Source organism: Curtobacterium sp. PhB136, from assembly GCF_004346855.1.
GTDB lineage: Bacteria > Actinomycetota > Actinomycetes > Actinomycetales > Microbacteriaceae > Curtobacterium.
Genome location: NZ_SMGH01000005.1, coordinates 293,713 through 319,309 on the forward strand (window position 1 = coordinate 293,713; position 25,597 = coordinate 319,309).

21 protein-coding genes are annotated in these 25,597 nt (G+C 71.9%); 9 read left to right on the top strand and 12 right to left on the bottom strand.

Going from position 1 to position 25,597, the window contains the following annotated elements; translation table 11 throughout:
* The first annotated feature begins 1 nt into the window (after nucleotide 1).
* Together EDF27_RS07780 and EDF27_RS07785 are read left to right on the top strand one after the other, a co-directional pair.
* Complete coding sequence (locus tag EDF27_RS07780; RefSeq protein ID WP_132048055.1) at nucleotides 2-529, top strand: hypothetical protein; 528 nt, start codon at nucleotides 2-4, stop codon at nucleotides 527-529.
* A gap of 80 nt (nucleotides 530-609) precedes the next feature.
* On the top strand, nucleotides 610-867 hold the full coding sequence (locus EDF27_RS07785; protein WP_132048057.1) for a hypothetical protein: 258 nt from the start codon (nucleotides 610-612) through the stop codon (nucleotides 865-867).
* Between the two features lie 12 nt (nucleotides 868-879).
* Here EDF27_RS07785 and EDF27_RS07790 read toward each other — a convergent pair whose 3' ends face one another.
* A complete protein-coding gene (locus EDF27_RS07790) occupies nucleotides 880-1,389 on the bottom strand; it encodes a hypothetical protein (protein WP_132048059.1) in 510 nt (169 codons plus the stop codon).
* Nucleotides 1,390-1,440: 51 nt separating this feature from the next.
* On the opposite strand from EDF27_RS07790, the gene EDF27_RS07795 reads away from it, so the two are divergent.
* Nucleotides 1,441-2,748 carry a GNAT family N-acetyltransferase gene (locus EDF27_RS07795; RefSeq protein WP_132048061.1) on the top strand — a complete coding sequence of 436 codons (1,308 nt, stop codon included), beginning with the start codon at nucleotides 1,441-1,443 and terminating at the stop codon, nucleotides 2,746-2,748.
* 143 nt (nucleotides 2,749-2,891) lie between these two features.
* Here the strand turns inward: EDF27_RS07795 and EDF27_RS07800 are convergent, their stop codons facing one another.
* The 5 genes from EDF27_RS07800 to EDF27_RS07820 form a co-directional block, all read right to left on the bottom strand.
* Nucleotides 2,892-3,890, bottom strand: a complete 999-nt coding sequence (locus tag EDF27_RS07800) for an ABC transporter permease (RefSeq protein ID WP_132048063.1) — start codon at nucleotides 3,888-3,890, stop codon at nucleotides 2,892-2,894.
* Nucleotides 3,887-4,825 carry an ABC transporter permease gene (locus EDF27_RS07805; RefSeq protein WP_123655684.1) on the bottom strand — a complete coding sequence of 313 codons (939 nt, stop codon included), beginning with the start codon at nucleotides 4,823-4,825 and terminating at the stop codon, nucleotides 3,887-3,889. The genes EDF27_RS07800 and EDF27_RS07805 overlap by 4 nt, the downstream gene beginning before the upstream one ends.
* Nucleotides 4,822-6,507 carry a dipeptide ABC transporter ATP-binding protein gene (locus EDF27_RS07810; protein ID WP_132048065.1) on the bottom strand — a complete coding sequence of 562 codons (1,686 nt, stop codon included), beginning with the start codon at nucleotides 6,505-6,507 and terminating at the stop codon, nucleotides 4,822-4,824. Before EDF27_RS07810 ends, EDF27_RS07805 begins: the two co-directional genes overlap by 4 nt.
* Nucleotides 6,504-8,171, bottom strand: coding sequence for an ABC transporter substrate-binding protein (locus EDF27_RS07815; RefSeq protein ID WP_123655686.1), 1,668 nt, complete (start codon nucleotides 8,169-8,171; stop codon nucleotides 6,504-6,506). Before EDF27_RS07815 ends, EDF27_RS07810 begins: the two co-directional genes overlap by 4 nt.
* Nucleotides 8,172-8,367: 196 nt before the next feature.
* Nucleotides 8,368-9,660, bottom strand: coding sequence for an MFS transporter (locus EDF27_RS07820; protein WP_165931397.1), 1,293 nt, complete (start codon nucleotides 9,658-9,660; stop codon nucleotides 8,368-8,370).
* A 55-nt stretch (nucleotides 9,661-9,715) separates the two neighbouring features.
* On the opposite strand from EDF27_RS07820, the gene EDF27_RS07825 reads away from it, so the two are divergent.
* Nucleotides 9,716-10,672: a DUF5937 family protein gene (locus EDF27_RS07825; protein WP_132048069.1), complete on the top strand. Its 957-nt coding sequence runs from the start codon at nucleotides 9,716-9,718 to the stop codon at nucleotides 10,670-10,672.
* 77 nt (nucleotides 10,673-10,749) lie between these two features.
* Here the strand turns inward: EDF27_RS07825 and EDF27_RS07830 are convergent, their stop codons facing one another.
* The 5 genes from EDF27_RS07830 to EDF27_RS07850 form a co-directional block, all read right to left on the bottom strand.
* A complete protein-coding gene (locus EDF27_RS07830) occupies nucleotides 10,750-12,018 on the bottom strand; it encodes a D-arabinono-1,4-lactone oxidase (protein ID WP_132048071.1) in 1,269 nt (422 codons plus the stop codon).
* An 11-nt stretch (nucleotides 12,019-12,029) separates the two neighbouring features.
* Nucleotides 12,030-13,559, bottom strand: a complete 1,530-nt coding sequence (gene araA / locus EDF27_RS07835; protein ID WP_132048073.1) for an L-arabinose isomerase — start codon at nucleotides 13,557-13,559, stop codon at nucleotides 12,030-12,032.
* On the bottom strand, nucleotides 13,556-14,317 hold the full coding sequence (locus EDF27_RS07840; RefSeq protein ID WP_185021598.1) for an L-ribulose-5-phosphate 4-epimerase: 762 nt from the start codon (nucleotides 14,315-14,317) through the stop codon (nucleotides 13,556-13,558). Before EDF27_RS07840 ends, araA begins: the two co-directional genes overlap by 4 nt.
* A complete protein-coding gene (locus EDF27_RS07845; RefSeq protein WP_347812797.1) occupies nucleotides 14,314-15,981 on the bottom strand; it encodes an FGGY-family carbohydrate kinase in 1,668 nt (555 codons plus the stop codon). The genes EDF27_RS07840 and EDF27_RS07845 overlap by 4 nt, the downstream gene beginning before the upstream one ends.
* A gap of 540 nt (nucleotides 15,982-16,521) precedes the next feature.
* Nucleotides 16,522-17,511, bottom strand: coding sequence for a LacI family DNA-binding transcriptional regulator (locus tag EDF27_RS07850; RefSeq protein ID WP_132048077.1), 990 nt, complete (start codon nucleotides 17,509-17,511; stop codon nucleotides 16,522-16,524).
* Between the two features lie 216 nt (nucleotides 17,512-17,727).
* On the opposite strand from EDF27_RS07850, the gene EDF27_RS07855 reads away from it, so the two are divergent.
* From EDF27_RS07855 to EDF27_RS07870, 4 genes are all read left to right on the top strand, one after another.
* Nucleotides 17,728-19,758 carry a beta-L-arabinofuranosidase domain-containing protein gene (locus tag EDF27_RS07855; RefSeq protein WP_132048079.1) on the top strand — a complete coding sequence of 677 codons (2,031 nt, stop codon included), beginning with the start codon at nucleotides 17,728-17,730 and terminating at the stop codon, nucleotides 19,756-19,758.
* A 4-nt stretch (nucleotides 19,759-19,762) separates the two neighbouring features.
* Nucleotides 19,763-21,070 (top strand): sugar ABC transporter substrate-binding protein, encoded by a 1,308-nt coding sequence (locus EDF27_RS07860; protein ID WP_132048081.1) that lies wholly within the window; start codon nucleotides 19,763-19,765, stop codon nucleotides 21,068-21,070.
* 64 nt (nucleotides 21,071-21,134) lie between these two features.
* Complete coding sequence (locus EDF27_RS07865) at nucleotides 21,135-22,076, top strand: sugar ABC transporter permease (protein WP_123655695.1); 942 nt, start codon at nucleotides 21,135-21,137, stop codon at nucleotides 22,074-22,076.
* A gap of 4 nt (nucleotides 22,077-22,080) precedes the next feature.
* The gene (locus EDF27_RS07870; RefSeq protein ID WP_123701968.1) at nucleotides 22,081-23,031 is read left to right on the top strand and encodes a carbohydrate ABC transporter permease; all 951 of its coding nucleotides are present in this window, start codon (nucleotides 22,081-22,083) and stop codon (nucleotides 23,029-23,031) included.
* A 173-nt stretch (nucleotides 23,032-23,204) separates the two neighbouring features.
* On the opposite strand, the gene EDF27_RS07875 is transcribed toward EDF27_RS07870, so the two are convergent.
* Nucleotides 23,205-24,260: a substrate-binding domain-containing protein gene (locus EDF27_RS07875; RefSeq protein ID WP_165931398.1), complete on the bottom strand. Its 1,056-nt coding sequence runs from the start codon at nucleotides 24,258-24,260 to the stop codon at nucleotides 23,205-23,207.
* 189 nt (nucleotides 24,261-24,449) lie between these two features.
* Here EDF27_RS07875 and chvE point away from each other — a divergent pair, with 189 nt between their 5' ends.
* A complete protein-coding gene (gene chvE, locus EDF27_RS07880) occupies nucleotides 24,450-25,583 on the top strand; it encodes a multiple monosaccharide ABC transporter substrate-binding protein (RefSeq protein WP_123655698.1) in 1,134 nt (377 codons plus the stop codon).
* Nucleotides 25,584-25,597: the final 14 nt, after the last annotated feature.

Here is a 25,597-nt window from a genome sequence, read left to right on the forward strand (position 1 = left end):
CGTGACGGACGGTGTGACGCGGACCCGCGAGCTGCTCGACGACGCGGCACGACGGCTCCGGGCCGCCGGCGCCCCGGACGAGGCGCTCGGCGAGTACGTGCAGCCGAAGGCCGTGCTCGGCATCCACCGCGAACCGACGATCCGGTCCCTCGGCCGCGTCTGGCGGGTCGGCGCGCTGCTCATCGGTTCCTCGATCGAGACCGGCGGGCGGGTGTGGGCGACGGGCACCATCACGCGGGTCACCGACCCGGGCCGCGCGCAGTTCCAGTCGGTGTCCGCCGAGACCCGACGGGCGTACCGGGCTGCCGCCGTCCGTGGACACTTCGACGCCGGGGACACGGTGAACCACGGCGCGACGCCGATCCCGCTCGACGACACGCTCGTCGACGGCGGCGGGGTGCTCCTCGTCCAGGACGACGTGCCGCTCGTCCGCTGGTCCCCCACGGCGGGTTCGACGGTGCCGCTCGCGGACTACCTGGTCGACCGGGTCGGCCTGCTCGTCGATCCGCCGGCGGGCGCGACCGACTGAGTGCCGGGCCTGCCGCCGACGGACCGTCGGCCGAGCGGCGGCGGCGAGCCGGGCCTCCCGTCCGCGCGTACGGTGAGGCCATGTCCCACAGCCGCTCCGTCGCGTCCACCGACTCGGTCGGCGCGATGGCGTCGTCCCGCAGCATCGCGTCGATCGCGTCCTGGTGCGCCGTCGGCGCGCTGTTCAGCAGCATCGCGGTGCTGAGCATCGGGTCGTTCGCGTCGGTGCTGTCCGTCGGGTCGTTCCTGTCGGTCGGCTCCGTCGGCTCGGCACTGTCGATCGGATCCGTCGGCCGGTTCGGCGCGGTCTTCGGCCGGCAGGTGCTCGGCCGCCGCTGAACGAGTGTCGGCTCAGTGGCCGTCCAGCGCGTGGCAGCCGCCGTCGAGCACGAAGCCGTCGGGCTCCGCGGTGACCGTGCCGTCCTCGTCGACGCCGCCGACCAGGCAGCCGTGCTGGTCGACCTGCGCCTCGAACCGGACGGCACCGGTGGTGGCGTCCACGACGAGCCAAGGGTCGGGTGCGCCGGCGTCGGCGAGTGCCCGGCGCGCTGCCGCCTCGGTGACCGGACGGGGCGCATCCGCGAGGGCACGGCGGACCGTGCCCGCGGCGCTCTGGAGTGCCGGGCGGTCGACGTCACGGACCTCGGTGCGTTCATGGTGGCGCTTGTTCAGCGAGTACTGCGGCGGCCCGTCCCCGGCGCCGCCCGGTGTCGTGCCCGGTGTGGCACCCGGTGTGCTGACCGGTGTGGCGCTGCCCGGCGTCTCGAGCGCGGCCGGGCCGCCCTGGACCGCACACCCGGAGAGCGTCATCGCGGTCAGCGCGGCGAGCACCAGGCCCGCGCGTCTCGTTCGTTCCCCCATGTGGGCATCCTGACAGGGCAGCGCGTCACACGCCACCGATAGGGTCGGCACGTGGCCCAGATCAACGACGACTTCACCGACCGCTTCGACCTGCGCGAGTTCACCCCCGGCACCGATGCCGACGGGGCACCGGACGAGCGCACCGCCGCCTGGCTGGAAGCCGTCGCGATGGGCTTCCACGAGAGCACCGGCTCACCGGAGAACGCTGCGCGGATGGCGTCGTACTTCGTCGCCGACCATGAGACCTTCCTCGGCGTGTACGTCCGGCAGCCCCTCCCCGGTTCCGTGGACGAGACCTGGCCCGCCGGCACGTTCACCTGGTTCCGCAAGCCGCTCAGCTGGGGCGACGGGTCCTCCGTCGACACGCAGGCCATTTCCGCGGTCACCGTCCGGCCGACCGAACGGCGCCGGGGCATCCTCCGCGCGATGATGATGCACGCGCTCACCCGCGGGGTCGAAGAGGGCTACGCGATGGCGTCCCTCACCGCGTCGGAGGGCACGATCTACCGCCGCTTCGGGTTCGGCAGCGCGATCCGCGAGCGCGCCGTCAGCGTCCGCCGGAACCGTGCGCTCCCGTTCCTCGCGCCGACGACGGGCACCGTGACCGTCGTGCCGCTCGCCTGGCTCGCCGACGGCGTCGGGAAGGACGTCTTCGCGCGGTTCCACGAGCGCACCCCGGGGTCGATGGTGCGGAACACCGGCACCTGGCCGGTGGTCTTCGGCGAGTTCACCGGCAACGGCGAGAAGGCCAAGGACGTCCGGGCCGCCGTGCACCGGGCCGACGGGTCCGACGTCGTCGACGGGTACGTCACGTGGCGGGTCAAGCAGGACGGGAAGGACACCGCCGTCGAAGTCGTCGACCTCGTCTACGCGACCGATGCCGCCTACCTCTCGCTCTGGGAGTTCCTGCTCTCGATCGACCTCAACGACGTCGTGAAGTACAACCGCTCGCGGCTCGACGACCCGATCGTGACGGCGCTCGGGGACAACCGGGCGTACGACGTCGACCACGAGGAGGACCACGTGTGGCTCCGGGTGCTCGACGTCCCGGCGACGCTGCGCTCGCGGCCGTACGCCGTCGACGGGTCGATCGTGCTCGAGGTGTCGGACTCGCTCGGGTTCGCCGCGGGGACGTACCGGCTCGACGTGGCGTCCGGCGTGGGGACGGTCACGCGGGTGTCCGACGCGCCGGACGTCTCGCTCGACGTGGCGGACCTCGGTGCGCTGCTGCTCGGGTCGGTGTCCCCGGTGACGCTCGCGGCGGCGGGGCTGCTGCGTGCGGCGGAACCGGCGGTCGCGGTGCGGCTCCGCGCGATGCTCCTGCCGGCCCGGACCCCGCACGGCATCACGTACTTCTGAGGCGCGGGGCGGCGGGCGGCTGCGCCGCCGCGGCCTCGGCGCAGCTGCGCCGCGCCTTTGCACAACAGAAAGCACCCCGAACCACGGATTCCCGTGGTTCGGGGTGTTTTCGGTTGTGCGGCGCCGATCGGCGCCGCGCGCGCCTACGCCCGGCGCCGCACCCGCGGGTCGACGAACGCGTAGACCACGTCGACGATGACGTTCGCCGTCACCACGAGGAACGCCGAGAACAGCGTGAACCCCACGACGACCTGCAGGTCGAGCGTGTGCACCGCGTCGATCAGCAGTGCCCCGAGGCCCTGCATCGAGAACACCTTCTCGGTGATGACCGCCCCGCCGAGCAGTGACCCGAGGTCGAGCCCGAACAGCGTCACCACGGGCAGGATCGCCGTCCGGAGGCCGTGCCGCATGACCACCTGGCGTTCGCGGATGCCCTTCGCGCGGGCGGTCCGGACGAAGTCCTGCGACATCGCCTCGAGCATCTCGCCGCGGGTCAGCCTGGCGTAGATCGCCGCGCTGATGAACGCGAGCACGCACCACGGCAGGATCAGGTGCGTCAGCCATCCGACGGGGTCCTCGGTGAACGGCACGTACCCGCTCGTCGGCAGGATCCCGAGGACGAACCCGAACAGCAGGATGCCGAGGAGCCCGACCAGGTAGGACGGTGCGGAGACGCCCGCGACGGCGATGCCCATCACGGTGCGGTCGAGCGCGGAACCACGGCGGAGTGCCGAGGCCGCTCCCCCGGCGACGCCCGCGACGAGCCACAGCACGGCCGCCCCGATCGCGATCGAGGCGGTGACGGGCAGGCGCGTGACGATGAGGGAGGTCACGCTCTCGTGCAGCTGGAAGGAGTACCCGAAGCACGGTGCCGCGCACTGGATCGCGGAGACGCCGCTGCCGAAGCTCCGCCCGGTGAAGATGCCGCCGAGGTACGCCAGGAACTGCGCGATCCACGGCTTGTCGGTACCGAGGAACGCCTGCACCTCGCGCAACCGGTCGGGCGTGCAGGGCTTGTCACAGATCGCCCGCGCGGGGTTCGTCGGCAGCAGCATGAACAGGGCGTACGTCACCGCGGCGACGACGAGCAGCACGACGACGGCTCCGAGCACGCGGACGAGCAGGAATCGGAGCGTGCTCACCGGGAGCCTCCTCGGGGGTCGAGCGCGTCGCGGAGGGCGTCGCCGAGGACGTTGAACGCCAGGGTGATCAGGAACAGCGCGGCGCCGGGGAAGACGAGGTACATCGGGTCGGTCTGCACCCAGCCGATCGCGTCGCCGATGCTCCGGCCCCAGGACGGCGTCGGCGGTGTGACGCCGACGGCCAGGAACGACAGGGCGGCCTCGGCACCGATCATCGACGGGATCGAGATCGTCGCGTAGACGGTGATCGTCGCCGCCAGGTTCGGCAGCAGCTGCGTCCGGATCACGTGCCAGCGTCCGGCGCCGAGCGCGGTGGACGCGACGACGTAGTTCCGGGTGCGCAGCGACAGCGTCTGGCCGCGGATCACGCGCGCGACGGACGGCCAGCCGAAGAACCCGATGACCAGGACGACGAGCAGCGGCTTCGGGAACGACGTCGGCACGATCGCGGTGAGCGCGATCATGAAGACCAGCGACGGGAAGCCGAACATCACGTCCACCACTCGCGAGAGCACGCGGTCGTACCAGCCGCCGAAGAACCCGGTCGTGACGCCGACGAGCACGCCGATCACGATCGACATCGCGGTGGCCGCGAGCCCGATCCCGAGCGAGGTCCGCGCGCCGTACGTCACGATCGCGAACAGGTCGCGGCCGGTCAGCGGCTCGACCCCGAACCAGTGCGTCCCGCTCACCCCGCCGAGCGCACCCTTGGGCGCTCCGAACGAGTTGAGCGCGTTGATGTTGTACCCGTACGGGTCCTGTCCGCTGATCGCGGCGATCACCGGCGCGAACACGGCGACGACGAGGAAGACCACGATGACGATCGCCGAGACGACGGCCCAGCGGTCCTGGCGGACGCGCCGGACGACGGCGCGGAAGCCGGTCGAGCGTCCCGCCGACGCGGCGACGGGCCGGTCGACGACGTTCGCGGTCACGAGGCACCTCCGACGAGCTCGCGCCACGCATCCCGGCGTTCGGCCTGGCGGGCGGGGTCGGCCACGGGAGCGGCGGCGAGCAGCATGCGCGTGTAGTCCTCCTGCGGGTCGTCCAACACGGTCGACGTGACGCCCCGTTCGACGACGCGGCCGTCGTGCAGGACGACGACCTCGTCGGCGAGCTGGCGGACCACCGCCAGGTCGTGGCTGATGAGCAGCATGCCGAACCCGAACTCGTCCTGCAGCGCCGAGAGCAGGTCGAGCACGGCGGCCTGCACGGTCACGTCGAGCGCGGACGTCGGCTCGTCGGCGATGACGAGTGCGGGCCGCAGGGCCAGTGCCCGCGCGACGGCAACGCGCTGGCGCTGTCCGCCGGAGAGCTCGTGCGGGAAGCGTTCGACCCAGGTCGGGTCGAGCTGCACGGCCTCGAGCAGGTCGCGCACCCGCACGCCGCGGTCGGCCGACGACGAGCCGTGCACGAGCAGCGGCTCCGCGATGCTCCACCCGATGGTCTGCCGCGGGTTGAGCGAGGACGCCGGGTCCTGGAACACGATGCCGACGCGGCTTCGGATCTCGCGCAGCCGTCGTCCGCGGGCGGTCCGGAGGTCGCTGCCGTCCACCTCGACCGAGCCGCCGACGACCGGCACCAGGCCGGCGAGCGCCCGCCCGATCGTGGACTTGCCGGAGCCGGACTCCCCCACGAGCCCGAGGGTCTCGCCGGCGCGGAGCTCGAAGTCGATCCCGGAGACGGTGGGTGCTCCCCGACGGTCGTAGCGGACGCTCACGTCGCGCAGACGGGCGACCACCGGACGGGAGGCTGGGCTGGCGTCCGCAACGGAGGCGGGGCCCTGCGGACCGGCCGCATCGAGCGCCGTCACCGACCCTGCGGACGCATGCCGAGCCTCCAGGCTGGGAACGGCCGCCAGCAGTGCGCGCGTGTACGCGGCCTGCGGCGCCGCGAACAGCGCGTCCACCGCACCGTGCTCGACGGGCTCGCCCCGACGCATCACCAGGACCTCGTCCGCGACGTCCGCGACCACGCCCATGTCGTGCGTGATGAGGAGGACGGCGAGGTCACGCTCCCGGCAGAGCGTCCGCAACAGGTCGAGGATGCCGGCCTGCACGGTCACGTCGAGTGCCGTCGTCGGCTCGTCCGCGATCAGCGCGACCGGGTCACCGGCGAGCGCCATCGCGATCATCGCGCGCTGGAGCTGCCCACCGGAAAGCTCGTGCGGGTACGCCTTCCGGATCCGCGCCGGGTCGGCGAGGCCGGCGGAACGCAACAGCTCGTCGATGCGAGCGGACACCCCGGCGCGGTCGAGCCCCCTGGGGTGCGCCCGGACCGCCTCGGCGATCTGCGTGCCGATCGACAGGACCGGCGTGAACGAGTTCATCGGCTCCTGGAAGACCACGCCGATGCCCGCCCCGCGGACCGCTCGGAGCTCGTCCACCGACGCTCCGACGAGCTCGGCGCCGCGGAACCGCACACTGCCGGAGACCCGGGCCTGCGGCGGCAGCAGCCCGAGCACGCTCATGGCGCTGACGGACTTGCCCGAGCCGGACTCCCCCACCAGGGCGAGCACCCGACCGGGCGTCAGGTCGAAGGAGACGTCACGGACGACGGGCTCCGCGTCGCCGAACGCGACGCGGAGCCCCTCGACCTGCAGGATCGGATCCGTCACTTGCCGAGCGAGACCTTGAGGTAGTTCGGGTACGCCGGGAAGTCCGCGATCTGGAAGTCCTGCACGTTCGACCCGGCGAGGAACGACTGCTTCGCGTAGATCAGCGGGACGACCGGAGCGTCCTCCATGATCTTCTTGTCCGCCTGCGCCCAGAGCTTCTGCGCGGCGTCCTGGTCGACCGTTCCGGTGGCCTCGTCGATCAGCTTGTCGACGTCCGGGTTGCTGTACTGCGAGACGTTGTAGCCGCCGTCACCGACCTGCGACGAGGCGTAGAGCGGCTGGATGTTGGCGTTCGCGCTCGGGAAGTCCGGCTGCCAGCCGAACAGTGCGAGGTCGTAGTCGCTGCCGTTCGTCGCGTCGGTGTAGAACGAGTCGGAGTCCTCCGGCTTCAGCGTGACCGTGATGCCGGCGCGCTTCAGGCCGGACTGCAGCGCCTGGGACTCGGCGAGCGACGAGGGGTCGTTCGGCGTCAGGAGCGTCAGCTTCAGGTCGGTCGCGCCGGCCTGCTGCAGGAGCGACTTCGCCTTGGCGACGTCGCCGGTGGCCTTCGTCTCGTAGAGGTCGTAGTCCTGCCGCCCGGCGATGCCCGGCGTGATCAGCGTCGACGCGTAGGTGCCGGCGAGCGCACCGCCCGCGGCGATCCGGTACGACTTCTTGTCCACGGCGTACTGCAGGGCCTGGCGCACCTTGAGGTCCTTGAGTGACCCCTTCTGCGTGTTGATGGCCATGTACTGGATCGGGCCGGCCTTCGACGTGGCGAGGCGGTCCTGCGCGGACGGGTTCGAGCGCACCTGGTTCAGTTCGGCCGCGCCGAGGTAGGTGGCGCCGAAGGAGTCCTTCGCGTCGCCGTTGTCGGCGATGAGCGTCTGGGTCACCGTCGAGGGGTCCTGCGACTCCTTGAACACGACCTTCGAGGGACCGGCGGTGCGGACCGAATCGGTCTTCGCGCTCCACGACTTGTTCCGGACCAGGGTGATCTGCGAGCCCTGCTGGTTCGACTGCACCTGGTACGGGCCGCTCGCGACGGGCTTGGCGTCGTAGGCGCCGGTGTCCGTGCCGTCGCCCTCGGGGACCGGGGCGAACGCGGGCATCGACACGAGCCACGGCCAGTCGCCGTACGCCGCGTTCAGCTTGAAGACGATGGTCGAGTCGTCCGGGGTCTCGATGCTGTCGAGCGTCTTGCCGTCGAACGGGCCCTTGTAGGTGTCACCGCCGACGAGGAGCGACTTGTGGTAGCTCAGGCCACCGGTGAGGGTCGGCGCGAACGAGCGCTCGATGCCCCACTTGATGTCCTTCGTGGTGATCGCCGAGCCGTCCTGGAACTTCAGCCCCTTCTTGAGGTGGTAGGTCCAGGTCTTGCCGCCGTCGCTCGAGTCGCCGGTGTTCGTCGCGAGGTCCGGGACCACCTTGGCGGTCTTGCCGGGCTCGACGTCCCAGGCTGTCAGGCGGCGGAGCACCAGGCCGAGCGTCGTGATGTTGAGGTTCTGGCTGGTCGCCGGGTCGAGGTGCACCGCGGTGGCCGTCGTCAGGATGTTGAGCGTCCCACCCTTGGACGTCGCGCTCGTGGCGTCGTCCGAGGCTCCGCCGCCCGAGCAGCCCGTCAGGACCAGGGCTGCTGCTGCGGCCACGGCCGCGGTGATGGTCAGGCGCTTCGGGCGTCTCATGACGGGGGTGCTCCTCGTGGGGTTGGTGCTGCGGTGCTGTGCTGCGGTGCTGTGCTGCGGTGCTGTGCTGCAGTGCTGTGCCGTGCTGCTCGGTTCGCGTGCTCGGCCGTGCTGCTCTGGCGGCGTCCATCCTGGCACCGGGCCCGGACACCGGGCACACCGGCGGGACGCACGACGAAACAATCCAAGTCGTCTGTTACGGCTGGGCATTCCCGATCGGCACGCTGTGTTCCGGCGCGGCGCGTCGCGCGATGGCCGCAGTCCCCAGTGCCGCACCCAGGAACACCACCGCGAGCACCGCCCATCCGAGCGTCCCGAGGTCGATCGCGGTGAGCGTGACGACCGCCGGCGCCACCATCGCGCCCATCGCGTACCCGGTGCCGTACACGCCCTGGTAGGCCCCGACCCGGTCGGCCGGCGCCATCTCGAAACTGAGACTCCATCCGGCGGCACTCGACGTGATCTCCGCGAGCGAGTGCACCAGCGCAGCGACCACCAGCACTGCTCCGGCGACCGCAGCCGCCGTCCAGTCGTCTCCTCGAACCCAGCCGGCGGCCGCCCAGAGCAGGCACGCCAGCGCCATCAACCACCCGGCGTGCCGCATCGCCCGACCGGCGCCCGCGATCGTCCCGGTGCCGCGCGCCATCCGGACCTGCAGCGCGATGACCACCGCGGTGTTCACGAGGAGCAGCGGCGAGACGAGGACGTCGGGAGCAACGGTGTGCCCGACGACCCAGAGCGGGACGGCGACCTCGAACAGGCCGAACTGGATGCCGAACACCCCGGTCAGCGCCGTGACGCCGAGGAAGCGGATGTCCCGGTACGGCGACCGCCCGCCGAGGTCCGGCCGGACGATCGAGCCCGTCTCGGTGCGCTCGGTCGGTGCGGCGTCCACCCGGACCGCCGGCAGCCCGAGCAGCAGGAACGCCGACGCGACGAAGAGCACGCCGGCGGCCACCATCGTCACCCGGTACGCCTCCCCCGTCCCGACCGCGAGCGGGATCGCTGCGAACGCCGTCCCCGCAGCGATCCCGATGTTCGTCACGGTCCGCATCGTCGCGCGGACCCGGACGCGCTCGCCGCCCGGGAACGCCCGGCCGATCGCGGCCGACCGGACCGACGAACCGCCCTGCTGTGCAAGGGTCACGACGGACGCCGTGAGCACCAGCGTCGGCAGGTCGTGGACGAGCACGTACCCGACGAGCGCGAGGCCCTGGACGAGGTGCAGCCCGACGAGCATCCGGCGGGAGCTCCACCGGTCCGCGAGGTGCCCGAACCCGAGCGAGCTGATCACCCCGACCGCGCCGGCGACCGTCAGTCCGAGCCCCACCGCCACCGCGGGGATGCCGACGATCGTCGTGAGGTAGAGCGAGGTCAGCGTGAAGAACGCGCCACGTCCGACCGTGTCCACGAGCGTGACGGCCAACAGACGTCGGAGCGTGGCGTCCTGCTGGACGAGACGGCGGATCGGGACGGCGGTGGTGCTCATGGTCCATTTCTGCCCTGCCGCGTGGCCGGCCCCAATGGATGTAGCCTCGGGCTTCATGATCCGCTACCAGCTCGAGGCGTCGGACGTGTCGACGATCCGGTTCGGCATCTCGCCGCTCTCCGAGCTCGGCCTCGGACTCCGGGCGTTCCGCGCACCCGACCGCTACCCGCTGCAACGTCGGTGGCTCGACGGCATCGCCGCGGTCCGCCCGCTCCTCGACGACGAGGTCCTGCTCGGGCTGGTCGACGAACGACGCTGGGTCGCCGACTTCGTGAACCCCCGGCCGGCGTCTCCCCTGACCTCGTTCGACGACGAACTGGTCACGCTCGGCCGGATCTCCCGCACCCGGCTGCACGCCGACCTCGAACGGGTGCACGGCACCGTGCCCGCCGTGTTCGCCGGGCGACACGAGGCGGTCGTCGAACGGCTCCAGCGCGCGCTCGCCACCGCGTGGGAGCTCTGCTTCGCCCCGTCCTGGCTCCGGATGCGCGCCGTCATGCAGTCCGACATCACCCACCGCGGCCGCCTCGCAGCGCACGAGGGCATCGGAGCCGTGCTCCGCGGACTGTCCGACGCCGTCCGGTTCGACGGCCGGCACCTCGACGTCCGCCTGTCGAGCCCGATCGCCCGCGACCGTCCGGTGCAGGGCGAGGGCGTCACCCTGGTGCCGTCGATGTTCGTCGTCCGGGCCTCCACGCCGATCGACGACGACCTCCCGCCGACGATCATGTACCCGGCACGCGGGCAGGGCGCGATGTGGTCGACCACGGGGCACCCCGACCAGGGCGCCGTGCGGGACCTGCTCGGCGGCACACGGTCAGCGCTCCTGCACGCGCTCGGCGAGCCGGCGTCCTCGACGGACCTCGCGATGCGGTTCGGCGTGTCGACGTCGGCGGTGAACCAGCACCTGCGCGTGCTCGAGCGCAGCGCCCTGCTCAACCGGACGCGGTACGGCCGAGCGGTCCTGTACTACCGGAGCGACATCGGCGACGCCCTCGTCCGCACCGGCTGACCAGTCCGCTCGCCCGCTGGTGACGGCAGCGGGAGCGCGCCGCGCGGGCACCGGACGGGAGGCCCGGGTCGGCGCCGTCAGGACACGACGCGGTCCAGGAAGGGGTTGCGGAAGCGGCCCTCCGGGTCCAGCTCCCGCGCCAGGGCCGCGAACGCCGCCAGGTGCGGGTACGCCTCGTGCAGGCGCGCCGGCGTGGCCGCCGACACCTTCCCCCAGTGCGGCCGCGGGTCGAAGGGCTCGAGCGCCTCCTCGATCCGCAGGACCGCGGCGGCGACGGCCGGAGCGTCCCGCCGGAAGGTGAAGTGGATCCCCACCGACTGCCGCTCCGACGACGGTGCGAGCCACGCGGTGTCCGGCGCGACGGTCCGGACCTCGGCCGCGATGAGCAGCGGCGCGAAGAGCCCGGCGAGCGGCCGCAGGGCACGGAGCGCCGGCACCGCGAACTCCGCGGGGACCAGGTACTCCGCCTGGATCTCCGCGCCGGTGGACGGTGAGAAGGTCGACCGGAAGTGCGGCAGCCGCTCGGACCACGGCCCGGGGACGCCGCCCTGTTCGGTGACGCTGGCGGCGTCGTTCTCGCCCGGGTGCACGGCCTCGGTGGCGCGGCGGGCGCCGAGGGCTTCGAGGTCGACCGACGGTGCGGGTTCGTCCACGCGGTGCTTCGTCCACACCTGGCGCGCGCCACGGTCGTCGAAGGACGTGAACATCGACACCGAGTACGCGTCCGACATCACGGCGTCGAAGTGCTCCTCGACGGCGTCCCACGGCAGGTCCAGGTGCACGGTGGTCGCGACCTGGAACGTCGGCACGATCGCGAGCTCCACCGCGGTGACGATCCCGAGCGCCCCGAGTGCCACCCGGTGGGCGTCGAGCTGTCCCGCGGCGGAGTCCGACCCGACGGACGAGACGGCACCGGACGCGCGGACCACGTCCAGCCCGACCACCGCCTGCGCCAGCGAGGGGTTCCGTGTGCCGGAGCCGTGTGTGCCCGTGGCGACGGCCCCGGCCGTGGAGATGTGCGGCAGGGACGCGAGGTTCCCGAGTGCCCAGCCACGAGCCTCCAGACCGGCCGCGACCTGCGCGTGCGTCATGCCGGCGGCGACCCGCACCACGCGTCGGGCCGTGTCGATCTCGAGCACCGGGGGCATGTCGATGAGCGACACCTGGAGCGCGTCGGTGTCGGCGATCTCGTTGAACGAGTGCGTCGACCCGAGCGCCGTCAGGCGCGGCGTCGTGCGGACCAGCTCCTGCAGCTCGGACACGCTCGTCGGCCGCGCCAGTCCGGCCGCCCGGTAGGTGACGTTGCCGGCCCAGTTGGTGCGCTCCGCTGCGATCACGTCGCTCATCGTACGGACCCTCAGAACCCGCGGTCGAGACGGTGCCAGGTCTGCTGCAGCCGCACCTCGTCGCGGAACCCGCGGGACGTGGTGTGCTCGTCGATGACCAGGAACTCGGTGCCGACCATGGTCGCGAGGTCCTCGATCACCTGCAGCCCGACGGCCGTCGTCATCACGGTGTGGTGGGCGGCGCCGGCGGTGAGCCAGGCCTCCGCGGCGACGGGGAACGACGGGCGGGGCTCCCAGACGGCACGGCCGACCGGCAGCTTCGGCAGCGCCTCCGTCGGGGGCACGACGTCGACGACGTTCGCGGTGAGGCGGAAGCCGTCGCGGGTGTCGGAGAGCGCCACGACGACGGCCTCCCCGGCGTCGGCCGTGAAGACCAGGCGCACCGGGTCGTCCTTGCCGCCGATGCCGAGCGGGTGGATCTCCAGCGTCGGCCTGGTGCTGGTGAGCGTGGGCGACACCTCGAGCATGTGCGCGCCGAGGATCTTCTCCGCACCGGGCGTGAGGTCGTACGTGTAGTCCTCCATGAGCGACGCCCCACCGGGCAGGCCGGCGCCGGCGACGTTCATCGCGCGGACCAGGACCGCGGTCTTCCAGTCTCCCTCGGCGCCGAAGCCGTAGCCGTCGGCCATCAGGCGCTGCACGGCGAGGCCGGGGAGCTGCTTGAGCGCGCCGAGGTCCTCGAAGTTCGTGGTGAACGCGGCGCTGTCGTTCTGCTGCAGCAGCGCGCGGAGGCCGACCTCGATCGCGGCGCCGTCGCGGAGGGCACCGTGCCGGTCGCCGCCGTCGCGACGCAGGGACGGGTCCACGTGGTAGTCGCGTTCGTACGTGGCGACGAGCTCGTCGACCTGCTCGTCGGTGGCCGCTGCCACGGCCGCCGCCAGCTCGTTCACCGCCCAGGTGTTCACCTGCACGCCGAGCTCGATCTCGGCCTCGGTCTTGTCGCCCTCGGTGACGGCGACGTAGCGCATGTTGTCGCCGAAGCGGGTCAACTTGAGCGACCGGATCGCCGCGGCACCGGCGGCGGCGCGCGACCAGTTCGCGACACGCTGCTGCACGCGCTCGTCGGACACGTGCCCGATGGCAGTGGCGTGCCGGACACCCATCCGGGCCAGGGCGTACCCGAACTCGCGGTCGCCGTGCGCCGCCTGGTTGAGGTTCATGAAGTCGAAGTCGATGTCCGCCCACGGCAGCGCGACGTTCGCCTGCGTGTGCAGGTGCAGCAGCGGCTTGGTCAGGGCGTTCAGGCCGCCGATCCACATCTTCGCGGGGCTGAACGTGTGCATCCAGGCGGTGACGCCGATCACCTTGTCGTCCGCGCTGGCCTCGATGAGCGCCCGGCGGATGCCGTCGGCGTCCTTGAGCACGGGCTTCCAGACGAGCTTCACCGGCACGTGCTCGGCGAGTTCCGCGTGCACCGCGCGGCTCTGCTCCTCCACCTGACGCAGGGTCTCCTCGCCGTACAGGCCCTGGGACCCGGTCAGGAACCAGATCTCGTAGCTGTCCAGGGTCGCCTGGGGGTCGACGGGGTTGTCCTGCGTCATTGCATGGCTCCTTCGGGGTTCTGTCCGGCTGTGTCTTCTGACGGCCGTTGGCCGTACACGTTCTGGTAGCGATCGAAGAGTCGATCGATGTCTGCTTCGGCGATCGGGACGACCTCGCCGCCCTGCTTCGCGATGTGGACGGTGCGTGCCACGTCCTCGCACATCACGGCGGCCTTCACGGCGTCCTTCGCGTCCTTGCCGATCGTGAACACGCCGTGGTTCTGCATGAGGACCGCGCGGGAGCGGTGGCCGGTGAGCGTCTCGACGATGCCGTGGCCGATCGAGTCGTCACCGATGATCGCGAAGGGGCCGACCGGGATCGGTCCGCCGAACTCGTCCGCCATCGCGGTGATCACGCACGGGATCGGTTCGGCCCGGGCCGCCCAGGCGGTCGCGTACGTCGAGTGCGTGTGCACGACGCCGCCGACCTCGGGCATGTTCCGGTAGACGTGGGCGTGGGCCGCGGTGTCGGAGCTCGGGCCGTGGGCGTTGCCCCAGCCGTCCGCGGGGACGCCGTCGAGGGTGCAGACGACCTGGTTCTCCGGCGTGAGGTCCTCGCTCGCGACCCCGCTCGGCTTGATCACGAAGAGGTCCGTGCCGGGGACGCGCTCGGAGACGTTGCCGCCGGTCCAGATCACCAAGCCGTAGCGGACCAACTCGCCGTGCAGGCGGGCGACGCGTTCGCGGGTGGCGGCCACGGCCTCCTGGGTGGTGGGGTCCTGGTGGCCCGCGTCGGCGGGCTGGCTTGCGTCGGTCATCGGGTCGGCTCCTTCTCGGTCTGGAGGCTCGGTTCGGCTTCCGTCGTCGGCTCGCCGTCCGTGGGCGGTTGCTTCTGTTCGTCCTGCTGGGTCGGCCGGGTGGCGGCGACCGCCGCGGCCTGCAGCGGGAGGCCGGCACGGAAGCGCTCGAGGTACGCGCGGAACCCGGCGACGTCGCGCTCGTCCGGCTCGGCCACGTGCACAGCGTCCCCGCCGAACACCCGCGTCGCGAGGTACTCGGTCAGGTCGGTGTCGCCGGCGTGCTCGAGGTACGCCGCGAGCACCGCGATCCCCCACGCCCCGCCCTCACCGGCGGTCTCCTCGAGGGCGACCGGGACGCGGAGTGCGGCGGCGAGCAGGCGCTGCGGGGTGCCCGGCGTCCGGAACAGGCCGCCGTGCGCGGTCATCCGGTCGACCCGGACGTCCTCGGTCGCCAGGACGTCCATGCCGATCGCGAGCGTCGCGAACGCGCCCTGGACCTCGGCGCGGACCAGGTTGCCGAGCGTGAAGTCGCTGCCGGCGCCGCGGACCAGGAGCGGGCGGCCGTCCTCGACGTGCGTGACCGGCTCACCGGCGAGGTAGTTGTACGACAGCAGGCCGCCGGCGTCCGGGTCGGCCCGCTCGGCTTCGGCGAGCAGGGTGGCGTACACATGGTCGATCTCGATCGGTGTCCCGGCAGCCTCGGCGAACCTGCCGAACACCCGGGCCCACGCGGCGATCTCGCTCGCACCGTTGTTGCAGTGCACCATCGCCACGGCGTCCCCGGCGGGGGTCGTCACGACGTCGAGCTCCTCGTGCGGGGTCGCCATCGCACGTTCGAGGACGACCATCGCGAAGATGCTCGTGCCGACGCTGACGTTGCCGGTGCGGGGCGCGACGGCGTTCGTCGCGACCATGCCGGTGCCCGCGTCGCCCTCGGGCGGGCAGAGCGGGACGCCGGGCTCCAGCGTGCCGGTCGGGTCGAGCCACGCGGCACCGTCGGGGGTCAGCGCGCCGGCGTCCTGGCCGGCGACGAGCACCTCGGGCAGGAGCGGGCGGACCGGCTGCCCGAGCAGTGCGTCCGCGGTGTGGAGCATCGCGGCGTCGTGGTCCCGGGTCGCCGGGTCGATGGGGAACGCCCCGGATGCGTCGCCGATCCCGAGGACGTTCCGCCCGGTCAGGCGCCGGTGCACGTACCCGGCGAGCGTGGTGATGCCGGCGACCTCGGCGACGTGGGGCTCCTCGTCGAGGACCGCCTGGTAGAGGTGCGCGATCGACCAGCGCAGGGGGACGTTGAAGCCGAACGCTTCGGAGAGCCGTTCCGCGGCGGGGCCGGTCGAGGTGTTGCGCCACGTGCGGAACGGGACGAGCAGCTCCCCGGCGGCGTCGAAGGCCAGGTACCCGTGCATCATCGCGGACACCCCGAGCGCCCGGAACGTCGTCGGACGGACGCCGTGCTGTGCTTCCGCGTCGGCCACGAGGTCGGCGTACGCGGCGCGGAGCCCGGTCTCGACGGCGTCGAGGGAGTACGTCCAGCGCCCGTCGACGAACTCGTTCTCCCACTCGTGCGAGCCGGAGGCGACGGGCACCAGGTCCTCGTCCACCAGGACGGCCTTGATGCGGGTCGACCCGAGCTCGATCCCGAGGGTCGTCCAGCCCTCCGCGATCCCCTGTCGGCGGTCCACGCCCATGCTGTCCTCCCGAGACTCCGTCGTCCGTGCACCCGGCGTCGGGTGAGCGCTCACATCCTGCCACGTGAGCGCTCACTCTCGCAATGCCGCCCCGCCGCCCGCGCCGCGCGCTCCGCGCTCCGCGCTCCGCGCCCCGCGCTCCGCGCTCCGCGCCCCGCGCCCCGCGCTCCCGTCCCGTCCCGTCCCGTCCCGTCCCGTCCCGTCCCGTCCCGTCCCGTCGAGGTCGCACTTCGTGTCGCGTCCCCGCGACGCATGCGACACGAAGTGCGATCTCACCGGCCGAGAGGCGCGCGCGTGCCCGCGGCGGCGGCCCGACGCACTCCATGCTCCGAACGTCCCCACACCCCCACCTCCACACCCCCACACCCCGCACCCCGGCACCCCGGAACGCCCCCGAACCCCGTCGAGATCGCACTTCGTGTCGCGTCCCCGCGACGCATGCGACACGAAGTGCGATCTCACCCGGGGGGGGTGCCACGCCGCGAGGGCGCGGCGCCGCGCGGCGCGGCGCGGCGCGGCGCGGCGCGGCGCGCATCAGGCGCCGATGGTGCTCTCGCGGATGACGAGGGACGGGGTCACGACGGCGGACTCGGCGGGCGAGCCGTCGATGCGGTCGAGCAGCGCCCGGCCTGCGACCCGCCCGAGCTCCTCGAGCCGCAGGTCCACCGTGGTCAGCGGCGGCCGGCTCGCGAGCGCCATCACGGCCCAGTCGTCGAACCCGGTGACGGCGACGTCCTCGGGTACCGAGCGGCCGGCCTCCCGCAGCCGGTCGCACACGCCCCGCGCGATCTGGTCCGACCCGCACACGATCGCGTCGACCGGCTCGTCGCCGCGCAGCAGGACGTCGGCGGCCTGACGCCCCCAGCGCTCCGACCACTCGCCGTACATCGGCGGCACCACGAGCCGCGACCCCAGGACCGCGGACGCTCCCGTCACACGGCCGGACGCGGAGTGGTGCCGTGCGGGCCCGGTCACGATCGCGACCCGCTGCCGCCCGAGCGTCACGAGGTGCGACGCGACGAGCCCCGCCCCGTGCTCGTCGTCGACGGTGATCGACACGTCGGCGGGGTCGGTCGAGGGCGTGAACGCGTAGACGACGGGGATCGCGACGTCGATCGGGGGCCGGGCATCGGCGGAGCGCCCGGTGACGATGATGCCGTCGACCCCGCGGGCGACGAGCGAGCGGAGGTAGTGGGCTTCGCGGACGTGGTCGTCCCGGGTGTCGCAGAGGAGCACCGCCATCTGCCCCGCGGAGAGCACGTCCTCGGCGCCGAGCAGCACCGGGATCGAGAACCGTCCGAACGAGTCGGTGGTGATCATGCCGACCGTGTAGGTCCGGCCCGAGGAGAGCGCGCGGGCCCGGGCGTCCCCGACGAACCCGAGCTTCTCGGCGGCTTCCTTGACCCGCATCCGCGTCGCGTCGCGGAGCTGCCCGGTGCCGTTCAGCGCCTTCGACGCGGTGCCGATCGACACCCCGGCGAGCGCTGCCACGTCGGTGATCCGAACGGGTCGTTCCAGGGTCACGGCAATCCCCTTTCCGGATCGTCGGCGAGAGCACGATCATACGATCATCTCAGGAACCGCCCCTTGCGCACCGCCGGGACCTGTCGTAGCGTCACGCCCCAGAAACCGTTTTCCGCAACGACGCGACAACGCAGCACGCAGCGGCGCAGCACGCAGCACCGCAGCGCCGCAGCACCGCGTCGAGCGGCCTCGTCAACGACGACACCAGGAGCCGACATGACCACCACGCTCGCGACCGAGCACCGGGCGCGCACCGCGACCCCGGTCCTCCCGACCGCGGACGCGCACCTCGCGTTCCGCCCGCTCCCCGAGGGGACGGCCCGGATCACCGGCGGCTTCTGGCACCTCCGCCAGGAGCGCAACGGCCGCGACGCGATCCGCGACGGCTACCGCCAGCTCGAGACCGCCGGGAACTTCCGGAACCTCCGCATCGCTGCGGGGACCGAGGAGGGCGAGGTCGTCGGGCCGATCTTCATGGACTCGGACGTCTACAAGTGGCTCGAGGCGGTCGCCTGGGAGCTCGGACGCGAACCGGCCGACGACCTCCGTGCCCTCCAGCGCGAGGTCACCGAGCTCGTCGCGGCCGCGCAGGCGGACGACGGCTACATCGACTCCGTGCAGCAGGTCCGAGGGGTCGGGACGCGGTACTCGGACCTCAAGTGGAGCCACGAGATGTACTGCGCCGGGCACCTCATGCAGGCGGCGGTGGCGCAGTCCCGGGCGACGGGCGACACAGCGCTGCTCGACGTCGCCGTGAAGAACGCCGACCACCTGGTCAGGACGTTCGGCGACGGCGACGACAAGACCCGTGACATCGACGGCCACCCGGTCGTCGAGATGGGCCTCGTCGAGCTGTACCGGGAGACAGGGACCCGCGCCTACCTCGACCTGGCGCACTGGTTCGTCGACGCCCGCGGCACCGGCATCATCGAGCGCGCGGGCGGCGAGCCGACGTACTTCTCGGACCGGGTCCCGAGCCGCCAGGCCACGACCGTCGAGGGCCACGCCGTCCGCGCCGTGTACCTGGCTGCGGGCGCGGTGGACGTCGCGATCGAGACCGGCGACACCGAGCTCCTCGCCGCGAGCGAGCGGCAGTTCGCCGACATGATGGCGACGAAGGCGTTCATCACCGGCGGCCTCGGTGCGCGCTGGGACTGGGAGGCGTTCGGCGACCCGTACGAGCTCCCGACGGACCGCGGCTACGCCGAGACCTGCGCCGCGATCGGTGGTGTGCAGTGGGCGTGGCGCCTGCTGCTGGCCACCGGGAAGCCGGAGTACGCGGACGCCGTCGAGCGTCTGCTGTACAACGCGTTCCTGCCCGGCGTCAGCCTCGCGGGCACCGAGTACTTCTACGTCAACCCGCTCCAGCACCGCGACCACGCGCACGCCGACGAGAACCGCTCCCCCGCCCACGGGCGCCGCGGCTGGTTCGACTGCGCCTGCTGCCCGCCGAACATCATGCGGACCTTCGCGAGCCTCGACGGCTACCTCGCCACGGCGACCGAGGGCGGCCTGCAGCTCCACCAGTACGCGACCGCCGACCTCGGTCCGGTGTCCGTGGAGACCGGGTACCCGCACGACGGCCACGTCCGGATCACGCTCACCCAGGACGGCCCGCTCGCGCTGGGCATCCGGGTCCCGGCGTGGTCGGACACGACGACGATCACGTTCGACGGCGACACGCAGCACCCGGGTGCCGGCGCCCTGCACACGATCGACCGCGAGTGGCACGTCGGCGACACCGTCGAGGTCGTCTTCGACACCACCCCGCACCGCTTCGTCGCCGATGCCCGCATCGACGCCGCCCGCGGGCAGGTCGCCATCGAGCGTGGTCCGCTCGTGTACGCGGTGGAGCAGCCCGACCAGGACGGCTTCACGGTCGACGACCTGACGATCGACGCGGACGCGCCGATCACCGAGGAGTCCCGCGACGACCTCCTCGACGGGATCGTCACGCTGCGGGTCCCGGCACACGCGCCGGCGGACCACGCGCAGCCGGCCTGGCCGTACCGCCGTCTGGACACGACCCGGCCGGGAGGCGCGGCTGCGGCCCGCACCGCGACCAGCGTCGACGACGCGACGACCGGCGGCGGGGCCGACCCCGGCCTCCCGTCCGACACGAACGGAACGGGCGGAACCACCGGAACCACCGATGGGTCCGTGACGGCCGTCGCGATCCCCTACTACGCCTGGGCCAACCGCGGCGCCGTCCCGATGCGGGTGTGGCTCCCGCTGAGCGCGGACTGACACCGTGGACCGCAGAGCGTTCCTCGTCGGCGGTCTCGCCGGCGGCGCGGCCCTCGCCCTGGCAGGGTGCTCCGGCACCCTGCCCAAGGTGGACGCGCAGGTGGCGGGCTTCGGCACCACGGCGACCGGCACCGTGCACGTCTGGTGCCGGTCGGCCACCCAGGCCGGCCTGACCAGCGCGGTCGCCGGCTTCAACAAGAGCCACCCGCACCTGCAGGTCGAGCTGACCCCGGTGCCGGACGGCCAGTACGTGACGAAGCTCGCGACCGCGATCCGTGGTGGTGAGCCGCCGGACGTGGTGGACCTCGACGACATCAACTCGCAGCTGTTCATCTTCCGCGAGGCGTTCGCCGACCTGACCGACGTCGTGAAGGGCCTGGACTACTACGACGAGCTGTCCACCGGGCACCTGCGCCTGCTCGAGTACCGGGACCGGCTGTACGGGCTGCCGTACCTGGCCGACAACTCGCAGCTGTTCGTGAACACCGACCTGTTCGAGCGGGCGGGGCTCGACGTCGACGACTCGACGAAGGACCTGGACTCCCTGCTCGTGGCCGCGAAGGTCCTGCGGAAGCTCGGCGACGACGTGTACGGGTGGACGATCTCCGGCAACGCGGCCGGCATCATCGGGTTCGTCACGCAGCCGCACGTCTGGGCCACCGGCGTCGACATGATGTCCGGCGAGGTGGGCAAGCAGCAGGCGAACATCACCGGCAACGACGCCCTGCAGCAGATGCTCGAGTTCTACCGGCAGCTCTGGAAGGACGGCGTGCTCAGCCGTGCGACGTACTCGGACGCCGGGACCACGTGGGGTGCGGACTTCCGCGCCGGGAAGGTCGGGATCATGCCGACCTCGTACGGGGCGGCCGTGCCGGCGGCGACGAAGGCGATGCGCGCGAAGATGCGGACGGTGCTCATCCCGAGCGCCGACGGTCGGCGGTCGTTCTTCGACGGCGGTGACAACATGTGCATCCCGAACGGAGCCGCGAACCCCTCGGGTGGCTGGGCGTTCATGCAGTACGCGAACTCGCTCGAGCAGCAGCAGCTCCTGCCGAACGGCGGCTACTTCCCGACCAGGGCCGACGCCGCGACGCCCGCGTACCGGAAGCAGTTCCCGCTGGCGTTCGGGCCGCTCGACGCCATCGACAAGGGCTACGCGCCGCAGACCCTGGCGTACAACCTGCTCGTGAACCAGCCCTCCTCGCCGTACTTCGCGATGTTCCGCGAGGCCGTGTTCGGCGCCGGCGTCTCCAGTGCGATGCGGACCGCCCAGTCCGACTACCAGCGCATCCTCGACCAGGTCCAGGCCTGATCGCGTCCGGCTCCGCCCTGCTCCTGCTCCGTCCTGCTCCGCTCTGCACAGTGAGGTGCACGTCATGTCGACCATCTCCGCCCGACGATCCGCCGTCGGCCGCCGTCCACTCGGACGCGGCCGCGGACCGTCCCGCAACTCGCTCACCCACCCGCCACGCGCCGGCGCACTGCTCGTCACCCCGGCCATCGCGTTCGTCGCGGTCTTCGTGCTCGCACCGCTGCTGTTCGCGCTCTACATCTCGTTCACGAACTGGCCGCTGATCGGGCCGTACCGGTTCATCGGCCTGCAGAACTACGCGACGCTGTTCCAGGACCCGACGTTCGTGCACGCGATCGGGTACACGCTGCTGTACACCGCGATCGTCACCGTGCCGATCCTGGTGCTCGGGTACTTCCTGGCGGTCCTCGTCCGTGCTCGACGACGCGGGTCGACGCTCCTGCGGACGGTGTTCTTCCTGCCGTACGTGGTCGGCCTCACGACGCTGAGCTTCATGCTCGTGCTCGAGGCGCAGCCGGGGTCCGGTGCCGTCAACATCGTGCTGCAGGCGCTGCACATCACCGACGGCTCGACCGCGTGGCTGGTGAACGGCCCGCTCGCGACGCTGCTCATCTGCGTGCTCGTCGTCTGGGCGGTGTCCGGGCTGACCATGGTGCTGCTGATGTCGGCGATGCAGGGCGTCCCCGACGAGGTGTACGAGTCCGCGCAGCTCGAGGGCGCCTCGTGGTGGCAGACCGAGCGGCTGATCACGCTGCCGATGATCCGCCCGACGATCGCGCTGAGCGTGATCATCTCGGTGATCGGCTCCCTGCTCGCCTTCAACCAGTTCTACATCCTGACGCAGGGCGGCCCCGGCACCGAGACCACCACGATCGTCAACGCCATCTACAACCGCGGGTTCGTGAACCTGCAGCTCGGTGCCGCCACCGCGGAGTCGATCGCCCTGGTGGTCGTCATCGCGGCCGTCACCCTGTTCCAGTTCTGGGCACTGCGAGAGAAGGACTGACGCCATGAGCACCACCACCACCCGTGCGGTCGCGCCCGGTCCGGACACCTCGACCAGGACCCTGACGACCGACCCCGGCCGACGCCGCCGCCACCAGCAGGGCAGCGTGCAGCACCCGCGCGACACGACCGTCAAGCGGACCCTCTACGCCATCGCCGGCATCGGCTCCGCGCTGGTCTTCGGCGTCCCGCTGATCTGGTCGATCCTCCGGGCGTTCCAGTCCGAGGCGACGATCACCTCGGCGCCGGACGCGTCGACGTTCTTCCAGCTCGGCTGGCAGAACTTCGCAGCCGTCTTCGGGGCGTCGTCGCACCTGCTCACCGGTGTCCTCAACTCGGTCATCGTCTCGGTCTGCACCGCCGTGCTGACCGCGATCCTGGCGACGATGGCCGGGTACGGGTTCGCCCGTTTCCGGTTCGGCGGCTCCGGGCTCGTCTTCGGGCTCGTGCTGCTGACGATGATGGTGCCGTTCCAGGCGATCCTGACCCCGCTGTACCTGGAGATGAACGCGCTCGGGCTGACGAACTCGCTGCTCGGGCTGGTGCTCTTCTACACGACGGTGAACCTGCCGTTCGGGGTGTTCGTGATGCGGAACGCGTTCGAGTCGATCCCGACCGAGCTCGAGGACTCCGCGTTCGTCGACGGGGCCTCCCGCTTCCGGGTCGTCGTGTCGGTGCTCCGCCCGCTGCTGCTCCCCGGGGCGGCGACGGCGGCGCTGTACGCGTTCCTGGCGTCGTGGACGGAGTTCCTCGGGGCGCTGACGTTCCTCACGAAGGACTCGCTGTACACGCTGCCGGTCGCGCTGCTCAACCTGCAGACGGGAGCGTACGGGCAGGTGTCGTACGGCAACCTCGTGGCGGGCTCGGTCGTGGCGATGATCCCGTGCATCGCGCTCTACGTCGGCCTGCAGCGGTTCTACGTCGCCGGCTTGTCGTCCGGCGCCCTGAAGGGCTGAGCGCCCGCGCCGGGCCGGGCCGGGCCGGGCCGCGCCGGGCCGCCGCCCCGCTGAGATCGCACTTCGTGTCGGTTGTCCTGGCGGGCACCCGACACGAAGTGCGATCTCAGCGCCGACGGCGCGCCGCGCCGCGCCGACGGCGCGCGCGGCGCCGCCCCGCCCCGCGCGCCCGGCTACGCGCTGCGCCGCACCACCAGCGAGGGCTGCAGGAGCGTCTCGTCGACGGGGCCGCCCTCGATGAGGGACCGCGCCGCCGCGAGCACGCCCTCCCCCATCGCCATGAAGTCCTGCCGCACGGTGGTCAGCGGCGGCGTGAAGTGCTCGGCCTCGGGGATGTCGTCGAACCCCACCACGGCGATGTCGTCCGGGACCCGGAGCCCGTCGTCCGCGAAGGCGTGCAGTGCCCCGAGCGCCATCTGGTCGTTCCCGCAGAACACCGCGTCCACCGCCGTGACGTCGATCGACCGGCCGGCCGCGAAGCCGCTCCCCGGGGTCCAGTCGCCGTCGAGCACGACCGGTTCCAGACCGGCGGACTGCATCAGGCGGATGTACGTCGCCCGGCGGACCTCGGACTCCTGCGACACGGTCGGCCCGGAGATGTGCACGATCCGGCGGTGACCCCGGTCGAACAGGTGCTGCATCGCCAGGGTGGTCCCCGCGACCTGGTCGATCGCGACCGCGGCCACCGAGGGCAGCAGCCGTCCGGCGGAGGACCCGGCGGGCACCGCGTCCCGCTGCACCGCGTTCGACACGACGACCGGCACGGTGATCGGCACGGTCAACGAGGCGAGCGCGTCGAGCACCCGGTTGTCGGCGGCGACGAGCACGACCGCGGCGACGTCCTGGGCGAGGAGCGTGGTGAGGGCGCTGGAGAGGTCGGCGGGGCGGGGGTCCTCCGGCAGGGTGGAGAGCAGTACGTGGTACCCGGCGTGCCGGGCGGCGCGTTCGAACCCGATCGCGGTGCTCGACGGGCCGTAGAGCGCATCACCCGCGGTGACGAGTCCGATGGCCTTGCTGCGGCCTCCGGCGAGCGCCCGGGCAGCGGCGCGCGGGCGGTACCCGAGCTCCCCGATCGCCGTGGTGACGCGGGACCGGAAGTGGTCACGGACCGTCGGGTCGCCGTTGATCACGCGGGAGACGGTCTGGTGGGAGACCCCGGCGCGTTCGGCGACGTCGAAGATCGTCGGGGCCTTGCGCCCCTTGCCGTTCGCGGCCGCGGTGGTCGTCACGGGGCAACCGTACCGCGCGGCACGGAAACCGCACTCCCCGGACGATTCGACCTGACGGAGTTGACAGGGCGGTACACAAAGCCCAGTATGTGAGCGCTCACTCAGAGCAATCACATCTCCGACACCGGCAGAGCAGCCGGGTCACCCGAGCGCGTCGACGTCGACGCGAGAGGAAACAGAGGTACTTCGATGATGAAGCGCAGGATCGTCGCGGGCGTCGCCGCCCTCGGCATCGCCATCTCCCTGGCCGCGTGCTCGGCCGGCGGACGCGCCGCCACCGATGACGGGGGCAGCAGCAGCAGCGACAACAAGGGCGCACTCGTCGGCGTCGCGATGCCCACCAAGGTCTCCGAACGGTGGATCAAGGACGGCAACGCGGTCAAGTCCGACCTGGAGAAGGCCGGCTACAAGGTCGACCTCGAGTACGCGGACAACAAGATCCCGCAGCAGGTCCAGCAGGTCAGCAACATGATCACCAAGGGCGCGAAGGTCCTCATCGTCGCCTCGATCGACGGCGGGTCGCTCTCCGACCAGCTCGACGCCGCCGCCAAGGCCGGCATCAAGGTGATCTCCTACGACCGCCTGCTCACCGGCAACAAGAACGTCGACTACTACGTGTCGTTCGACAACGAGAAGGTCGGCGTCGACCAGGCGAACTCCCTGCTCACCGGCCTCGGCATCCTCGACGCCGACGGCAAGAAGACCGGCAAGAAGGGCCCCTTCAACATCGAGGTCTTCGCCGGCTCGCCCGACGACAACAACGCCACGTTCTTCTTCAACGGCGCGATGAAGACCCTCAAGCCGTACCTCGACGACGGCACGCTGAAGATCGGCTCCGGCCAGGACGGCTTCACGCAGGCCGCCACCCTGCAGTGGGACCCGGCGACCGCCAAGGCCCGCATGCAGAACCTCATCGCGAAGTCGTACTCCGGCGGCACCACGCTGAACGGCGTGCTCTCGCCGTACGACGGCATGTCGATCGGCATCATCTCCGCACTGCAGGGCGCCGGCTACGGCACGTCCAGCCGTCCGCTCCCGACCATCACCGGTCAGGACGCCGAGCAGGCATCGGTGAAGTCGATCATCGCCGGCCAGCAGTACTCGACGATCTACAAGGACACGCGTCAGCTGGCGGAGAAGTCCGCGAGCATGGCCGAGGACATGCTCTCCGGCAAGAAGCCGAAGGTCAACGACACGACGAGCTACGACAACAAGGTGAAGGTCGTCCCGACCTTCCTCTTCCAGCCGACGGTCGTGACCAAGGAGAACTACGAGAAGGTCCTCGTCGACTCCGGCTACTACACCGAAGCCGACCTCAAGTAGGACCCGACCATCTG